Annotated in this window: 18 protein-coding genes; 13 read left to right on the forward strand and 5 right to left on the reverse strand. The window is 62.9% G+C overall.

Going from position 1 to position 14,302, the window contains the following annotated elements; translation table 11 throughout:
• Positions 1-266 precede the first annotated feature (266 nt).
• The 4 genes from ASE89_RS20575 to ASE89_RS15885 form a co-directional block, all read right to left on the reverse strand.
• Positions 267-947: a hypothetical protein gene (locus ASE89_RS20575; protein WP_156363519.1), complete on the reverse strand. Its 681-nt coding sequence runs from the start codon at positions 945-947 to the stop codon at positions 267-269.
• A 236-nt stretch (positions 948-1,183) separates the two neighbouring features.
• Positions 1,184-1,990, reverse strand: a complete 807-nt coding sequence (locus ASE89_RS15875) for a DNA adenine methylase (RefSeq protein WP_056679639.1) — start codon at positions 1,988-1,990, stop codon at positions 1,184-1,186.
• A 148-nt stretch (positions 1,991-2,138) separates the two neighbouring features.
• Positions 2,139-3,197, reverse strand: coding sequence for a phage portal protein (locus ASE89_RS15880; protein WP_056679642.1), 1,059 nt, complete (start codon positions 3,195-3,197; stop codon positions 2,139-2,141).
• Positions 3,197-4,999, reverse strand: coding sequence for a terminase large subunit domain-containing protein (locus ASE89_RS15885; RefSeq protein WP_056679645.1), 1,803 nt, complete (start codon positions 4,997-4,999; stop codon positions 3,197-3,199). Before ASE89_RS15885 ends, ASE89_RS15880 begins: the two co-directional genes overlap by 1 nt.
• Positions 5,000-5,220: 221 nt before the next feature.
• Between ASE89_RS15885 and ASE89_RS15890 the strand changes: the two genes are divergently transcribed.
• Positions 5,221-5,814 carry a toll/interleukin-1 receptor domain-containing protein gene (locus ASE89_RS15890; RefSeq protein WP_168427703.1) on the forward strand — a complete coding sequence of 198 codons (594 nt, stop codon included), beginning with the start codon at positions 5,221-5,223 and terminating at the stop codon, positions 5,812-5,814.
• Between the two features lie 252 nt (positions 5,815-6,066).
• Here the strand turns inward: ASE89_RS15890 and ASE89_RS15895 are convergent, their stop codons facing one another.
• A complete protein-coding gene (locus ASE89_RS15895) occupies positions 6,067-6,474 on the reverse strand; it encodes a DUF6232 family protein (protein ID WP_056679652.1) in 408 nt (135 codons plus the stop codon).
• A gap of 313 nt (positions 6,475-6,787) precedes the next feature.
• On the opposite strand from ASE89_RS15895, the gene ASE89_RS15900 reads away from it, so the two are divergent.
• The 12 genes from ASE89_RS15900 (at position 6,788) to ASE89_RS20580 (ending at position 14,114) form a co-directional block, all read left to right on the forward strand.
• Entirely contained in the window at positions 6,788-7,597 is an 810-nt protein-coding gene (locus ASE89_RS15900) for a GPO family capsid scaffolding protein (protein WP_056679656.1), read from the forward strand.
• 56 nt (positions 7,598-7,653) lie between these two features.
• The gene (locus ASE89_RS15905) at positions 7,654-8,745 is read left to right on the forward strand and encodes a phage major capsid protein, P2 family (protein ID WP_056679660.1); all 1,092 of its coding nucleotides are present in this window, start codon (positions 7,654-7,656) and stop codon (positions 8,743-8,745) included.
• Positions 8,746-8,816: 71 nt separating this feature from the next.
• A complete protein-coding gene (gene gpM / locus ASE89_RS15910) occupies positions 8,817-9,584 on the forward strand; it encodes a phage terminase small subunit (protein WP_082451598.1) in 768 nt (255 codons plus the stop codon).
• Between the two features lie 112 nt (positions 9,585-9,696).
• Complete coding sequence (locus ASE89_RS15915) at positions 9,697-10,170, forward strand: head completion/stabilization protein (RefSeq protein ID WP_056679666.1); 474 nt, start codon at positions 9,697-9,699, stop codon at positions 10,168-10,170.
• On the forward strand, positions 10,170-10,394 hold the full coding sequence (locus ASE89_RS15920; protein ID WP_443024354.1) for a tail protein X: 225 nt from the start codon (positions 10,170-10,172) through the stop codon (positions 10,392-10,394). Before ASE89_RS15915 ends, ASE89_RS15920 begins: the two co-directional genes overlap by 1 nt.
• A 2-nt stretch (positions 10,395-10,396) precedes the next feature.
• Entirely contained in the window at positions 10,397-10,753 is a 357-nt protein-coding gene (locus ASE89_RS15925; RefSeq protein ID WP_056405911.1) for a hypothetical protein, read from the forward strand.
• Complete coding sequence (locus ASE89_RS15930) at positions 10,753-11,268, forward strand: lysozyme (protein ID WP_082451600.1); 516 nt, start codon at positions 10,753-10,755, stop codon at positions 11,266-11,268. The genes ASE89_RS15925 and ASE89_RS15930 overlap by 1 nt, the downstream gene beginning before the upstream one ends.
• Positions 11,265-11,732, forward strand: a complete 468-nt coding sequence (locus tag ASE89_RS15935; protein ID WP_056405910.1) for a hypothetical protein — start codon at positions 11,265-11,267, stop codon at positions 11,730-11,732. Before ASE89_RS15930 ends, ASE89_RS15935 begins: the two co-directional genes overlap by 4 nt.
• Before the next feature lie 13 nt (positions 11,733-11,745).
• On the forward strand, positions 11,746-11,982 hold the full coding sequence (locus ASE89_RS15940; protein ID WP_082451602.1) for a hypothetical protein: 237 nt from the start codon (positions 11,746-11,748) through the stop codon (positions 11,980-11,982).
• A complete protein-coding gene (locus tag ASE89_RS15945) occupies positions 11,979-12,461 on the forward strand; it encodes a phage tail protein (RefSeq protein ID WP_056679672.1) in 483 nt (160 codons plus the stop codon). Before ASE89_RS15940 ends, ASE89_RS15945 begins: the two co-directional genes overlap by 4 nt.
• Positions 12,458-12,916, forward strand: coding sequence for a phage virion morphogenesis protein (locus ASE89_RS15950; RefSeq protein WP_056679675.1), 459 nt, complete (start codon positions 12,458-12,460; stop codon positions 12,914-12,916). Before ASE89_RS15945 ends, ASE89_RS15950 begins: the two co-directional genes overlap by 4 nt.
• A 316-nt stretch (positions 12,917-13,232) precedes the next feature.
• Positions 13,233-14,114, forward strand: coding sequence for a hypothetical protein (locus ASE89_RS20580; RefSeq protein ID WP_156363520.1), 882 nt, complete (start codon positions 13,233-13,235; stop codon positions 14,112-14,114).
• Positions 14,115-14,302 lie beyond the last annotated feature (188 nt).

Genomic DNA, 14,302 nt, shown 5'->3' on the forward strand with positions numbered 1-14,302 from the left:
CGGCTTGGCCGGTTTCAGACGGCAATCGAGATAACTGGACGTTTACTTGGTCGGAGGGCCGCACTCTACACCGCCCGTCTGGAACGGAGGCGGACCTTCTGCTTCAGGGTCGGCGTCGCAGCAAGACCGCAACCGAAAGGGGGCTTTAGACACAGCGCCATTTCGCATCGGTAGATCCCAACGTTTCCAGCCAACGTGGATTAAGCGAGTGCAGGTAGCAGCGTCAGTCGCCCTTTATATAGGCTGGCCATGGGTCTGACCTAAAGTTAACGCTCTTCGAGCGTATAGCCGACCAATGACTTGCTGTACTTAAACCGGTAGCCTGCCTTTTCGAGTTCTTGGTTTACAAATTCGTCTGAAGGCATGGCGCCGTGACTGGCTTTAAACCGGTCTGTGAGCTGCGAGATGAACCAGCCTGCCTGCCAATAAGGCTGATTGGCGATGTGCGCCGGAATGCCTGACGCTCCTCCACCGCCGCCACCAAGGTCACCACCACCAGCACCTCCGGGGGTCACGCCACCACCACCGCCGCCACCGCCAGCCCGCACCGATCCATCAGCGCCGATCTCCAACCCGCCGCCGCCGCCGCCCCCGCCGCCAAAGAACTGCCCAGAGCCACCGCTGCCAGCATAAACTGATCCGTCTGTGTGGAAACGCGCCCCTTCGGCTGCCTGGGGGGGCACTGTAGGTCTGTGATTGCTCGCATCTTCCGGTGCAACGGCACTAACGGGCCACCAAATGGCCCAAACAAGCGTTGCGACGCATAACGCTGCAAGCCCAGCTGGCAAGAAGGGGGAGGTGCTTACAATCGCCTTCCACGCATCATTCGCGTCCGAGGGAAGGTTTGCAGCAGAAATAGCCGTTGTGAGGATTAACCAGGCCGTGGAAACGATCGTTCCAATTGCCCCAGCGAAGCCGGCTCGTTTTCGATTCTTCATGCCCGACATTGGCGGAAATTCCCGCTCATGGCAAAGCCGCTAAATCCAAGCATCTGAATCTCGAAACCTCTACTTTTTGGTACCACCTCGACGCATTGCCAACTTTTGTGAACGCAGCTCGTTCAAATCCGGGCAGCGGCTACGCCACCCGAATGAGCGGCGGTACTTGGGAATGCGAGAAGGCTCCAAGGATGCCGAAGATTAGGCGCCGTCGGCGGGACGGCGTAAGCACCGCCCCGCAGCGTTCACTCGAAGGTGACGTTCGAAACGATCAGCTCGCCCGCGCGCGGCGCGGCGCCGGCCCCGACCGTGTACGTCGTCTCGGCTGTCGCGACATGAAACCGCGCAAACGTCGCCCGCGCGCCCGGTGTGTCGTTGATCGACAGAATGAAGCGCCCCTTGATCCCCGCCAGCTGGTCAGCGAGCTGGTCGAAGTCAGCGCGGCCGAAAACGTCCTGGCCATAGTCCGTCTCGCACCCCCAATAGGGCGGATCAAGGTAGAACAGCATGCCGGCGCGGTCATAGCGGCGGATGAAGTCGGCATAGCCGAGCTGCTCGATCACGACGCCGGCGAGGCGCTCGTGGATGTCCGCCAGCAGCGGCTCCAGCTTGGTCACGTTGAACCGCGCGCCCTGCGTCTTGTCGACGCCAAAATGCCGGCCGTTGACCCGTCCACCGAACGCCAGGCGTTGAAGGTAGAGGAAGCGGCAAGCGCGCTCGAGGTCGGTCAGCGTTTCGGGCGGCGTCGCCTTCAGTCGTTCGAACTCGGCGCGCGACGCAACGCGGAAGCGCAGCATGTCGATCATGTAGGGATAGTGACGCTGCAGCACGCGGAAGAACGTCACGACGTCGCCGGACACGTCGTTGATGACCTCGACCTTCGGTCGCGATCGGCGCCGCAGGAAGATGCCGCCCATGCCGACGAACGGCTCTGCATAGCCGTCATGGTCGACGCGCTCGATCATCGCGACCAGACGCGACGCCAGATTACGCTTGCCGCCGATATAGCCCGCGGCGGGTGCGACGGGCTGAACGGAATTAAGGGTGTACATGTTGGATTTCGTCGCCTTGTAGAAATCCCGCTTGCGCAGATCGCGCGGGTGCGGGACGGCCGATGGCCGTTGGTCGTGGCAAGAAGCTCCTCGTCGGTGTGCCGGGTTGCCCCCCGGCATCCCCCGCCCGGCTATGCCGGACGTCGAACTACGGTGCGGCCGCAGCCGCGTGCGCCTGACGCGGCGCGAAGGCGACCGCCTCGACGCCGATCTGCGCGTTCATGTCGAGCAGCCGCGCCTGGATCGGCTCGATCTCCAGCTCGAAGAACATGTCGACCGCCTCGCCCGGCTTGCCGAGGCTGGAGCCCTGCGCCGGCACGATGCCGAGCAGTGCGGGCGGGACGCGGTGCGCGGCGAGCACATCGTCGCGCGTCGCGTTCTTGATCCCGGTGAACTCGTCATTGGCGCCGACCTGCGCGATCGGCAGGATCTTGATCCCGCCATCCTTGCCGCCCGGCTGGTGGACGAACAGGTTCTTGAAGTTGCCCGGCCCCTTCGATTGCTTAAGCGCGGTGCGGATCGCCTGCACGTCGCCGTCGGAGAATTCGCCGGTCGCGTGCAGGATGAAGCCCGCATGGCTGCCGTTGAGATAGTATTTGCGGCGGAACAGCGTCGCCGCCTCGTTCAGCAGCGCGGATTGCAGCGCCGAGAGATATTCCGGCACGCCGTACAGCTCCTGGTTGATATCGGGCTGCATGATCTGGATCACGCTGTTCAGCCGGAACTCGGTCTCGATCGCCCCGCCTGGTGCGAAGAAATAGCGCCCCTCGTCGACGCCGCGGCGCGTGAACTTGGCGAGCGCATGGTCGAGGCGGAGCAGATCGCCCAGCACGCTGCGCCGCTGTTCGACGAAGCCGAAGCCGAAGATCAGATAATCCTGCACCAGCTTTTCGAACGTCGCGCGCGACAGCCAGGCGGTCGGCACGAACGACCGCACCAGCAGGTTGCGTTTGAGCAGGATCGCCGAGCTGTGATGCGGGCTGGCGCGGAACGACCGCGCCAGACCCTCGACACTGATCGGCGGTTCGTACCACCGGCCATTGTGCCAGCATTGCAGTAGGTCGAGCACCTCACGCCGGCTGTTGACCGGTTCGGGATCGCCGAAGGTGAACGCTTCAACCGCGGTCGATGGCGCCTGCGCCATGGCGATCGCGCCGGCGCGGCCGATGTCAGTGCGGCCCATGCGGTGCGCGCGTCCCTTGCCCATTACAGGATCTCCATGGTTGCCTTCGGCTTTTCCTTGCCGTCGAGCGGTTCGTTGTTGAGCAGCTGCATCGTCGCCCAGGCGAGATCGGCGTGACCCTCGTCACCGCCGCGCCCCGCCTTGAAGGTGACGTTGCGCCCCGAGGTGGTCAGCGTCTTCTTGATCGAGACGAAGGACGACACGACGTCGAGCCAGCCGGCATCGAACAGCATGCGGCCGCGCGCGATGACGTGCTGCGCCTTCATGATCATCTGCGCCTTCACCTCGAGCGAATATTCGACCTTGGTGACGCCGCGCAGCCCGGCCTCGGGTTTGGCGAGCAGCTGGTAGACGCCGGCGCCGACGCCAGTCGCGTCGATCGCGAGGAAGGTGCAGGTGTAGCGCGACAGCACGCCCTTAATGAAGGTTGCCTGTTCCTCGAAATCTAGCCCGCGCAGCTGGTGCTTCTCCAGCAGCCGGAACGGCGCGCCCTGCTCGGCGGGCGGTGCGGCGATCACCAGCGCGGCGTTGTCACCGTCGACGCTGTTCTGCGGGTCGTAGCTCGCCCAGACGATGCCGCTGCCGAACGGCCGCTCGGCGTCCGGATTATAGTCGGTCCATTCCTCGACCGTATCGACGCCGCATTTGACCAGGTCGTTGAACCGGAACGCGGACAGGCTGTCGTCGACGAAATCGCATAGGAACAGGTTGGCGAATTCGTCGGGCGCATATTCGTCTTCCAGCTCCTCGATATCGAACAGGTCGCAGCCGGCTTCCTCGGCGTCGCGGATGTTGACGATGTGCCGCCACACCCGGTCGGGGCCCTGCGCGCCGTCCTTCAGCGCGGCGTGGCTGACGTCGATCTCGACGCGGTTTTCCTTGCGACGGCGCTTGTTGCGGCGCTCGCCGGTCCAGTACGGATAGGCCGGATGCGCGATCGTCGACGGCGTCGAGAAATAGGTCTTCCGCCATTTCCTGTGCGTCGCCATGCCCGAGGCGACCTTGTTGAGCTCCTCGAAGCTGTGGACCCAGAAGAACTCGTCGAAATAGAAGTTGCCGTGGCGTCCCTGCGCGGTGCGGAAATTGGTCCCGAGAAAATGCAGCTCGGCCGCGGCCTCTTCGGCCGGGCGCAGCTCGCTGGTGATCAGCATCGGATCGCCGGCCAGGCTGACGCCGACCAGCTTGGCGAAGCTGACGATGTAGCTGCGGAACTGGTGGGCCTGCGCCTTCGACGCCGACAGGAAGATCTGGTTGCGACCGGTCTCAATCGCATCGATCAGTGCCTCGAACGCGAAATAATAGGTCGCGCCGATCTGCCGCGATTTGAGGATCATCCGCGTGCGGAACGTCAGCGCCGCGAACCACGCCTCCTGATAGCCATAGAGCTGGTCGAGGAAGATCGCCTTCAGCTCGGCCGCCTGGTCGGCGGTGAAGTGGTTCTTCTTCGCCTTCTTCTTCTCGCCCGCGTTACGATTGGCGATCTTGTCATTCAGATCGCCCGAATGCCCGCCGGGCGCCTCGTAGCGGCGCACCTTCGCCAAGCTTTCCACCTGACGGCGCAGCGCATCCAGCTCGGTATAATCGGCGCCCGTCTTCTTCTCCTTGCAGATCAGCACCATCAGGCGCGTCTCAAGGCAGTCCTCCAGCTTGCGGATCGACGGCGCCTCATCCCAGCCATGACGTCGCGCCCAGCTCTTCACCGTGTCGTATTTGACCGCCAGCTCTTCGGCGATCTGCGCGAGGCTCCAGCCGCGCCAGTATAGGCTGCGCGCCGGGCGCACCCGTTCTTCGACGGGGAGGGTAATCGGGTCGGCAAGGATCGACATGGTCGGCGAGCCTAGCCACGCCCTTCGGCCGACCGCTTCCCGCGGCTCTTGTAGAATGTCTTTCTACAAGAGCGCCGGATTGAGGATCCCGCTCGTGGAAGCATCGTCGCGGTTAGAACTCGAACGCGGCTTTCCGCTTTCGCCTAAAGTCGGCTGTTCAATCGGTTTCCCTTGGCCCCCAAAAGCGGACATGATCGCACGATATCTCAATGGAGTTAGTGATGAAGGCGTTCATCAGCCACAATAAGGCAGACAAAGAGCAAGCGCGCACTCTGGCCGGTCTGCTTATTGAGCAGGGCGAAAGCGTTTGGTTTGACGAATGGGATCTCCGCCCAGGCGACTCGCTGACTGGGGGTATCGAGGAGGGCCTCGACAGCTCGGACGTTTTCATACTTATCTGGTCAGACGCCGCGCGCCAGTCGAAGTGGGTCGGCACGGAGGTGCGCGCTACAATCCGCCGCCGCATAGATGACGCGAGCCTTAGAATTGTGCCTGTGATGCTTGATAAAACACCATTACCACGCTTGGTCGCAGATTTTTTGGGCTTTGACCTCTCGGCAGGGGACGTAACGCTTGCTGATGTCGCGCATCAGGTAACCGGGCAGCCGCGCGATATCGAGATCGCCCAACGGCTTCAGGCACGGCTGCAAGACTTAACTGTGGCGAACCTTCACCCAAGCGATCCCTTCGGAGTGATCATTTGCCCAAGCTGTGGCTCTGACGATCTGAAACGTTCAACCGCTACCGATCATCAGCGCGACGAACTCTACTACGTCATCAATTGCGAATGTGGATGGGGTGACTGGACTCAATAGTTAGGCGCAGGAAGATTGCTGAAGACGCCGGGGATTGCTCGCGCTCTCTCGCGTGGTAGCGAGAGTCGACCAATCGAAGTGATGTCACGTCGTATCGGCTAAGTCGCTCGACGCTATCCAGCAGCCGTGCAGAACATCGCGCAATTTCGTAGCGCGGTGACCGGGGAGGTTCCCCCAAACGCGGTGGCGATCAACCTGTTATCCCAGTCACTGGTGGCGAACAGCGAACATAACCCGTTCGAACGGAAAGACTTAGGCGTCGAGCTTTCCTACCATGGCAGACTCTATAGAGTCGCGAAGGTTCATGACCTCGAATTCGTCGTTGGAAATATAAGCCTGTGTCGAAGACGAGCTCGTCATAAGAAATAGTTGATACTCACGAATCTGTGAGCGCTTCCAAGACCAGTAAGCTATCCCGGCAAAAATAATTGCCCCGACTATTGCGGTTCCACCGCCATCACCAGTGTCATTGAGGGCGCTGCTAACCCCGCCGTAAAACAGTAGGAGAGCGATGATCCCGCAAAAGATCGCGCCGCCAATGCCGTGCGGTTGCCGCTCACGGACTTCGACCGTGTTGATTTTGTTTATCGCGTAGCTCTTCGAGCCAAATCGAGCAAAATCCTTGTCCACCGTAATATTGATGGTTTGAGCTACTGCCATGTTTCCCCCCCGGAATATCGTAGACGATACGCGTCGATGTCGAGCTTCGTTGATGGATGCTGCGCAGCCGTCAAGCCACATCCGGATAAATACCACCAATCCCGGACATTCTTGATGCGAAAATCTAAATTTTGCACCAAGCTTTGCTGTCTGCGATGCACAGCCACCGTGCGATTGACGGCTAACGCCGCTCCCGTCTCTTGTAGAAAACCATTCTACAAGACCGGCCGCTTGAGACCTCGACTGTCTTCGTCCCTGTTCGATTCAACAAACGGCGCCCGGCGCGCCGCAATCGAACCGAGGATCAGCCGCCATGGGCACCAAGAGCAAGCCGTTCCGCGCCTTCGTCGAAGGCGAGACCATCAGCGATGGCCGCAAGGTCACGCCCGAGATGATCGACGAGTGCGTCGCGACCTTCGCGCCTGCGACCTATTCGCCGCGGATCAACCTCGAGCATGTCTCCGGCTACAGCCCGGAGCCACCCTTCAACGGCTATGGCGACGTCGTCTCGCTCGAAGCCAAGACCGACGATATCGTCATCGCCGGCAAGAGCGAGAAGCGCCGTGCGCTGTACGCGATCGTCGAGGGCAATGACCAGCTGGTCGCGCTTGCCAGGGCCGATCAGAAGCCGTTCCCCTCGGTCGAACTCACCCCCAATTATGCCGGCAGCGGCAAGTTTGGCATCATCGGCCTGGCCTTTACCGACACGCCCGCGTCGATCGGCACCGAGCGCCTGCAATTCTCGCACCGCGCACCCGGCACGGTGTTCGCCTCGGGATCCGACGCCGTCGCGATCGAATTCGAGGCGAAGCAGGCCGAACAGGAGAAGGTCGACAGCATCGTCGATCGCCTGTTCTCGGCCGTCGCCGCCAAATTCAAACCCGCCGAACCCGTCACGCCGACGCCCGCCAACGACAATTTCGATCCGGCGACATTCGCCAGTGACATGCGGACCGCGTTCAGCGGCTCGCTGACCGCGGCGCTGAAGCCGGTCACGGATGCGCATGCCTCGCTGCAACGCGAACTGGCGACGCTGAAGACGCAGTTGGCCGCCACGGAGCAGCCCGGCTTCTCGCGCGCGCCGGCATCGGGGGCAGGGGACGACGCCGTCACCGACTGCTGATCCGCCGCGCCCGACACCGACCGCCCCGTCAGACCGCCTTCACAGGAACCGCCCCGATGCTCAACGCCACCCGCACCAAGTACGACGCCTATACCCAGCAGATCGGCAAGCTGAACAACGTCGCCGACCCCAGCCGCGCGTTCGAGGTGCTGCCCGCCATTGCGCAGACGCTGCGCGCCAAGCTGAAGGGATCGAGCGATTTCCTGTCGAAGATCAACATCATCCCGGTGGTGGCGCAGGAGGGGGACAAGGTCGGCGTCGGCGTGAAGGGTACGATTGCCAGCCGCACCGACACGCGCACCAAGGACCGCAGCCCGCGCTATCCCGGCGATCTCGACGAGACGCGCTACCGCTGCGAAAAGACCGACTTCGACACGCTGATCCGGTACGAGACGCTCGACGCCTGGGCGCATCAGCCCAATTTCCAGACGCTGCTGCGCGACGCGATCGTCAGCGCCAAGGCGGTCGACATCATCACGATCGGCTTCAACGGCCTGTTCGTGGCGAAGGACACCGACCCGGTCGCCTATCCGCTGCTTCAGGACGTCAACAAGGGCTGGCTCCAGCACATCCGCGAGGATGCGCCCGAGCGCCACGCCGCGGGCGGCGAGCTGAAGGTGGAAACCCGCGACGCAGACGGTGTCGTAACCGCGGCCGGCGCGATCTATGTCGGCGCTGGCGAGGTCGGCACCGAGGTCGACTACGTCAACATCGATGCGCTGGTGTTCGCCGGCATCGAGCTGCTCCACGAAAATTACCGCGAGGATACCGACCTGGTCGCGATCGTCGGGCGCGAACTGGTCAACGACAAGTATTTCTCGATCGTCAACGCATCGGGCGACCGCGCGACCGAACAGCTCGCGCGCGACGTGCTGCTCTCCGACAAGAAGATCGGTGGCCTCAGCGCTGTGCGCGTGCCGAAATTCCCGAAGAACGCCATCCTGATCACGACGCTCGCCAACCTGTCGGTCTACGAACAGATCGGCACCGAGCGGCGCAAGATCGAGGATAACGCCAAGCGCGACCAGATCGAGAACTACGAGAGCGTGAACCACGCTTATGTCGTCGAGGACATGGGCAAGGCCGCGCTGATCGAGAACATCGTCATGGGCAAGTCGCCCGCCGCGCGCGCGCCGGCCGGCGGCTAACCCTTTCCCCCGTTCCCGCCCCCACAGGACACGCCATGAGCTTCGCTCGACGCCAGGAACAAATCCTAGCCATGAAAGCGGCGTCTGCTCCTGCCTCCGGGGGCGGGCACACCCGTACCGCCGCGGTCGCCAAACCGACCGCAGCGGACCAGCCGCTTGTGCCCGCCGGCAACACGCCCGCCGCGCGCGCCGCGGCCACAATATCCATGCGGCTGCGCCATGACATGCAGCGGCTGAAACAGATCAAGTCGATCGACCGCAAGGTCGCCGCCAAGCGCGAAATGCTGCCCGACTACCGCGCATGGTGCGACGGGCTGCTCGATGCCGGCCGCGGTGCCGACACCAGTACGCTGGAACCGACCGGCGCCGACGACGTGCTGCCGACCATCATGGTCTGGTGCATGGACGTCGGCGACTGGAGCCGAGCGCTGGCGCTCGCCCGCTTCGTACTGCGCTTCTCGATTCCCATGCCGAAGCGGTACGAACGCGACGCCGCCACGCTGGTGCTGGAAGAAATCGCCGACGCCGCGCTCAAGACGCAGGTTCGCGGCGATGCCTTCCCGCTTGCCGTGCTCGAGGCCGTCGAGCTGCTGACCGACGGCATCGACATGCACGACCAGCCGCGCGCCAAACTATTCAAGGCGATCGGCGCCGAGCTGATCCGTGCAGCGGGCATTTGCACCGGCGACGCCATCATCCCGACGATCGACCGCGCGACGTCGATGCTGACGCGCGCGCAGGATCTGCACGACCGGGTCGGCGTGAAGGCGATGCTGCGCGGTCTCGAAAAGGCGAAGATCGCCGCCACGAAATCTGAGGCCGGCGACACCGCTGGCTGAACCAAGCTCGCCCCCGGCGCTCGGGGACGGATCACGCGAGACGGGAGGCCTTCGGGCCACAGGGCCGTCGCTCGACCTGATCCCCACCCCCGTGAATTTGAGGACCGTCCCCATGACCATCATCGCGACCGTCCTGCCCGACGTGGATACGCCAGCCCCGGCGCTGATCGTGAATGACGGCTTCTTGCCGGACATTGACCCCGCCATGTTCCGCGAGCAGCACCGCATCCGCGACGCGGTCACGCCCGCGCGGGCGCGCGAGGCTCTGATCGCGGGCATCCTGACGGTCGGGCGCGATCTCGCCGGCTGGGCGGCCGGGCATCGCGCGGCAGGGATCCTCCGCCTCGACGGAGTGCCCACCTCGACGATCGACGGCACCAGCACGCTGGTGCTGCTCTACCGCCGCGCCGTCTTCACCGCCGCCAAGGCCGAGGTCGTCGAGCGCTACCGCGACGTCGACCTGACCGGCGCCGGGCAACGCAAGGCCGAGGATCTCGAGCCCAGCGTCGCCGAGCTGCGCCGCGATTCGCTGCACGCCATCCGCGACATGCTCGCGGTCACGCGCACCTGTGTCGAGCTGATCTGATGGCGATGCTCGACACGGTCCGCGCACGCGACGGCGATACGCTCGATGCGCTGATCTGGCGCGAGCGCGGGCTTGGCCCCGCCGATCTGTCGGTCGTGCTCGCCGCCAATCCCGGCATCGCCGCGCGCGGCCCGATCCTGCCCAAGGGGCTGTCCGTAAACCTCCCCGCCATCGCCGCGCCGGCCGTCGCCGTGCGCACCGATGTCGTCAACCTGTGGGACTGACGATGCACAAGCTCCTCCATGACCTGGCCGAAGGGCTGCTCGCCTTTCTCGGCTCGCTCGTCCCGCCCGCGCTCGGGTCGATCGTCAGCATGTTGTACGACCCGGACCTCACCTGGGGGCAGCGCGCGACGCAGCTCTGGGTCGGCGTCGTCGTCAGCTATTTCGTGCAGCGTGCGGCCGGCGCGGTCTACCCGTTCCACCCCTTCGTCCTCCAGGCACTCGGCTTCATGCTCGGGATGGTCGCCTTCAAGACCGCGCCCGGCTTCATCACCGGCTGCGCGACCGCGGCCGGCGAGCTGCCCGGCATCATTCGCGACCGCCTGGTCGCCTTCCTCCCCGCCAAGAAGGAGAAAAAGTGATGCCGAACCCCGGCACCACCACGCCTGTGCGCGCGCCGCGCAAGACGCTGATCGCCGTCATCGGTCTCGCCACCGCCGTCATCGTTACCCCGTTCGTGTCCGCATGGGAGTCGGGCGGCAGGCCGCGGCTCGACGCCTACCGCGACATCGTCGGCGTCTGGACGATCTGCGGTGGCGAGACGCTCGGCGTGACGCCCGGCATGCGTGAGACGGTTGCGGGGTGCGAAGCCCGCGACCAGGCCGCGCTGGTCCGGCACGCCGAACCGGTCCTCGCCTGCACGCCATCGCTGCGCGGTCATCCCAACCAGCTCGCAGCTGCGATCAGCCTGGCGTACAATATCGGCACCAGTGGCTATTGCGGCTCGACGGTCGACCGCCGCTTCGACGCGGGCCAGTGGCGCGCGGCGTGCGACGCCTTCCTCCTGTGGAACAAGGCGGGCGGCAAGGTCGTGAACGGTCTCGTCCGTCGACGCCGGGCGGAGCGCGACCTTTGCCTGAAGGATCTGCCGCGATGATCCGCGCGATCCTGTCGAAGCTGCGTGGCGAGGCTGCGTTTCTCGTCCTGCTCGCGGTCGCGGGGGCGGGGGCCTGGCTCTATGTCCTTTTCCAGCAGGTCCGCGCCGATCGCGACGACGCCGTGCACCGTGCCGAGATCGTCTGCGCGCGCTCGGGCGTCGAATGGGGCGCAACCGATACCGCCGCGCGCGGCGTGCTCTGCGCGCGCCATGTCGCCGGCCTCGTCGCGTTCCGTGCCGACGCCGACCAGCAGACCGCGCGGCTGTTCGCCAAGGCGATGGCCGATGCCAGCGCCCGCACCGTCAAAGATAACCAGGCCGCGCGCCTTGCGGCCGAAGCCGCCAGCGCCGCGGCCATCCGCATGGAGACCGCCGATGCCGAAGCCGAACGCCGCAACCTTGTTGATCGTGAGTGGCTTGCTGCTGTCAACGGCGTTGCCGGCCTGCGTCCACCGACCCGCTGATCCTCCAGCCGCGGTGCCGGTTGCCGTCGCGATTGAACGGCCGCTGCCGCCTGCCGATCTGATGGCCTGCGCCGATCGCCCCGCCGGTCTTCCCGAAGATGCGTCGCTGATCGCGCAGATCCCAACGGCCATCCGCGCCGGCATCATCCGCATGGCACGCGCCTTCCGCACAAACGCCGACAGCAAGGACCGCCTGGTCAACTGGCTGGCAGCGGACAGCTGCCCGGCGCTTGCAAAGGCGACCCGATGAAAAAGCTCGAAAGCCTGCGCGCGCACCTGATCGCATCTGTTCCCACAATCAGGAACAGCCCGGAGAAGATGGAGATTTTCGTCGATAAGGGGGACGTCGCGGTGCGCGCCGGCTCGCTGTCGTTCGAATATTCCTACACGGCTTCGATCTGGGTGCAAGACCATGCCGGCAGTGTGGACACCCTGCTCGTGCCGATCCTGGCCTGGATCGCTGCCAATCAGCCCGACCTGTTCGAGAAGGGCGAGCGCAAGCCGTTTACTTTCGAAAGCGAGCTGCTCGATGCCGAGACGTGCGACATCACGATCACGCTCGAGCTGTCCGAGCTGGTCCGCGTCGAGCAACAGGCGAGGGGCCTGAAGGTCACGCATCTGCCCGAGCCCGTCCTGCTCGACCAGTTTGCCGGCGTTCCGACCGGCACCGTCCTATGGGCCGGGCTCATCGATGATGCAGCCGGCGGTATCGAGATAGTCACGCGATGAACGACTTCGAACCGATCGAGCAGCTCTGTCGCGATCTGCTGCTGCGCACCGCCGCGCCCGAACGCGCGCGGCTGATGCGTTCGATCGGCCGCGAGATCCGCAAGAGCCAGTCCGATCGCATCGCCGCCCAGCACGATCCGGATGGCGCTGCATTCACCCCGCGCCGCCCCAAGACCGATCGCGGCGTAAAGAAGGGTAAGCTTCGCCAGCAAAAGATGTTTCGCAAATTGCGAATGGCAAAGAGCCTGAAAGCCGGCGGGAACGCCGATGAAATGTGGGTCGGCTTTGGCGGTCGCGCGTCGCGCATTGCCAGCATTCACCAAGCAGGCTTGTCGGATGCGCCCGCACCTGGTCAGCCAAAAGTGCGTTATGCCCGACGCGTCCTCCTCGGACTGACAAACAACGAGCAGCAATGGATTCTCGATTCTATTATTGTGTGCGTCTTTCAACGCTGATCGATTATCTTATCAATTGTAAAACGCAGCAATACTGCAGCAATATTCGCAATAAACCGTCTTTTTTCTCAGAATCATAAATAGATGAAACTAATACTATATTATAAAATATAAACACTAACATCGTAAATTATTATTCTACAAAAACAATATAATATAAGATCGATATTTGTCTAAAACTAGATCATAGGCATAATGTAAAAAAATAACTCAATACCTCTGACTTGATCGAATTAAAAATGAGGCAGAAGATCGCGTCATACTTTTCGGGGGGGGTGATATGGGATACGGATCGGCGCGTTTAGTATGCATCGGGATGCTTATATTCTCGTCATCGACAGCACAGGCGCAGCCGCAGGCAAGCCGCACTAAAGCGCTGGCAGAGCAATGGCGCGCCTCCCGACTGGCTGATCTTGCAACAGAACTGGCTGGCATCGATGCCGAACGGGCGCGGGTGACATCTGAAATCGCTGCCGTTCCGCTGGCGCCGCCGGTTGCGCCCGCCGCCGACATGCAGACCATCGGTGCTTCATCGACGGCCAGCAAGCCGGTAAGCGCTCCCGCTGTTCCCGACCAAACCACTGCCTCGAATTCGGCAGCGCCACCAGATGCAAACGGAACGAAGTCGAAAACCGCCTCCACCGGTTCGGAATCTGCTCCCGGCCGGCAAAATTTTGGCGGGCTAGACCTCGGCATTGGATTATCTTTCACAGCAGATGTTGGAAAAGAGGATCGCATCAGTCGCGCATCTGTCGTTAACGGGATCGTTCGGACAGACGATCAAGATAATGGCCGGGCGCGAATAATGCTTGAGACCCATTACTTCTTCACACCCTGTACTTGGGATTTTTTGAGCATACTAAGAAATCCCTGCACCGTTGAAACGGATGCTGAAGGCCGAGCTTTTCGGGTAGCAGATCCTGGCAAGACGCGTTGGGGGCTCGGGCCCTTTGTTGCCGTTCAGCCGGGATCGGACAACATCATCGACGCGATCGCCCTCGGAGTTATGGTTGGTGCTCGGCGTCCCAATAGCAGCGAAAGCTTCAACTTCGGAGTGGGTATTGTCTTAGATCCTAACACCCGTTTGCTCGGTGAGGGGCTAGAAGCTAATAAGCCGCTCCCTGTTGGCGAATCTGAAATCAGGTATCGTGAGACGCTCCAGACCGGTATTCTGGTGTTGACTTCATTTTCGTTTTAACTGGTTGAGCGAGAAGCCACTGGCACGTTCGATCACCTCTCGGTAATTTACCTGAACGCTGCGCTCTCACACCCATTGGTCGTAAACCGCCGAGACGAGTTACTTTAGACGAGCAACAGCGCTCTTGTAGAATGCGTTTCTACAAGAGCGCGCCATAGCCATGCCCTTGCCGCGCCGACGACATAGCT

The sequence above is a fragment of the Sphingomonas sp. Leaf30 genome (assembly GCF_001422525.1).
Taxonomy (GTDB): domain Bacteria; phylum Pseudomonadota; class Alphaproteobacteria; order Sphingomonadales; family Sphingomonadaceae; genus Sphingomonas; species Sphingomonas aerolata.

Bases quoted from the DNA above. Each gene is read 5' to 3' on its own strand.
- ASE89_RS20575 (WP_156363519.1), bottom strand. From the start codon at position 947: ATGTCGGGCATGAAGAATCGAAAACGAGCCGGCTTCGCTGGGGCAATT.
- ASE89_RS15875 (WP_056679639.1), bottom strand. From the start codon at position 1,990: ATGTACACCCTTAATTCCGTTCAGCCCGTCGCACCCGCCGCGGGCTAT.
- ASE89_RS15880 (WP_056679642.1), bottom strand. From the start codon at position 3,197: ATGGGCAAGGGACGCGCGCACCGCATGGGCCGCACTGACATCGGCCGC.
- ASE89_RS15885 (WP_056679645.1), bottom strand. From the start codon at position 4,999: ATGTCGATCCTTGCCGACCCGATTACCCTCCCCGTCGAAGAACGGGTG.
- ASE89_RS15890 (WP_168427703.1), top strand. From the start codon at position 5,221: ATGAAGGCGTTCATCAGCCACAATAAGGCAGACAAAGAGCAAGCGCGC.
- ASE89_RS15895 (WP_056679652.1), bottom strand. From the start codon at position 6,474: ATGGCAGTAGCTCAAACCATCAATATTACGGTGGACAAGGATTTTGCT.
- ASE89_RS15900 (WP_056679656.1), top strand. From the start codon at position 6,788: ATGGGCACCAAGAGCAAGCCGTTCCGCGCCTTCGTCGAAGGCGAGACC.
- ASE89_RS15905 (WP_056679660.1), top strand. From the start codon at position 7,654: ATGCTCAACGCCACCCGCACCAAGTACGACGCCTATACCCAGCAGATC.
- gpM (WP_082451598.1), top strand. From the start codon at position 8,817: ATGAAAGCGGCGTCTGCTCCTGCCTCCGGGGGCGGGCACACCCGTACC.
- ASE89_RS15915 (WP_056679666.1), top strand. From the start codon at position 9,697: ATGACCATCATCGCGACCGTCCTGCCCGACGTGGATACGCCAGCCCCG.
- ASE89_RS15920 (WP_443024354.1), top strand. From the start codon at position 10,170: ATGGCGATGCTCGACACGGTCCGCGCACGCGACGGCGATACGCTCGAT.
- ASE89_RS15925 (WP_056405911.1), top strand. From the start codon at position 10,397: ATGCACAAGCTCCTCCATGACCTGGCCGAAGGGCTGCTCGCCTTTCTC.
- ASE89_RS15930 (WP_082451600.1), top strand. From the start codon at position 10,753: ATGCCGAACCCCGGCACCACCACGCCTGTGCGCGCGCCGCGCAAGACG.
- ASE89_RS15935 (WP_056405910.1), top strand. From the start codon at position 11,265: ATGATCCGCGCGATCCTGTCGAAGCTGCGTGGCGAGGCTGCGTTTCTC.
- ASE89_RS15945 (WP_056679672.1), top strand. From the start codon at position 11,979: ATGAAAAAGCTCGAAAGCCTGCGCGCGCACCTGATCGCATCTGTTCCC.
- ASE89_RS15950 (WP_056679675.1), top strand. From the start codon at position 12,458: ATGAACGACTTCGAACCGATCGAGCAGCTCTGTCGCGATCTGCTGCTG.
- ASE89_RS20580 (WP_156363520.1), top strand. From the start codon at position 13,233: ATGCTTATATTCTCGTCATCGACAGCACAGGCGCAGCCGCAGGCAAGC.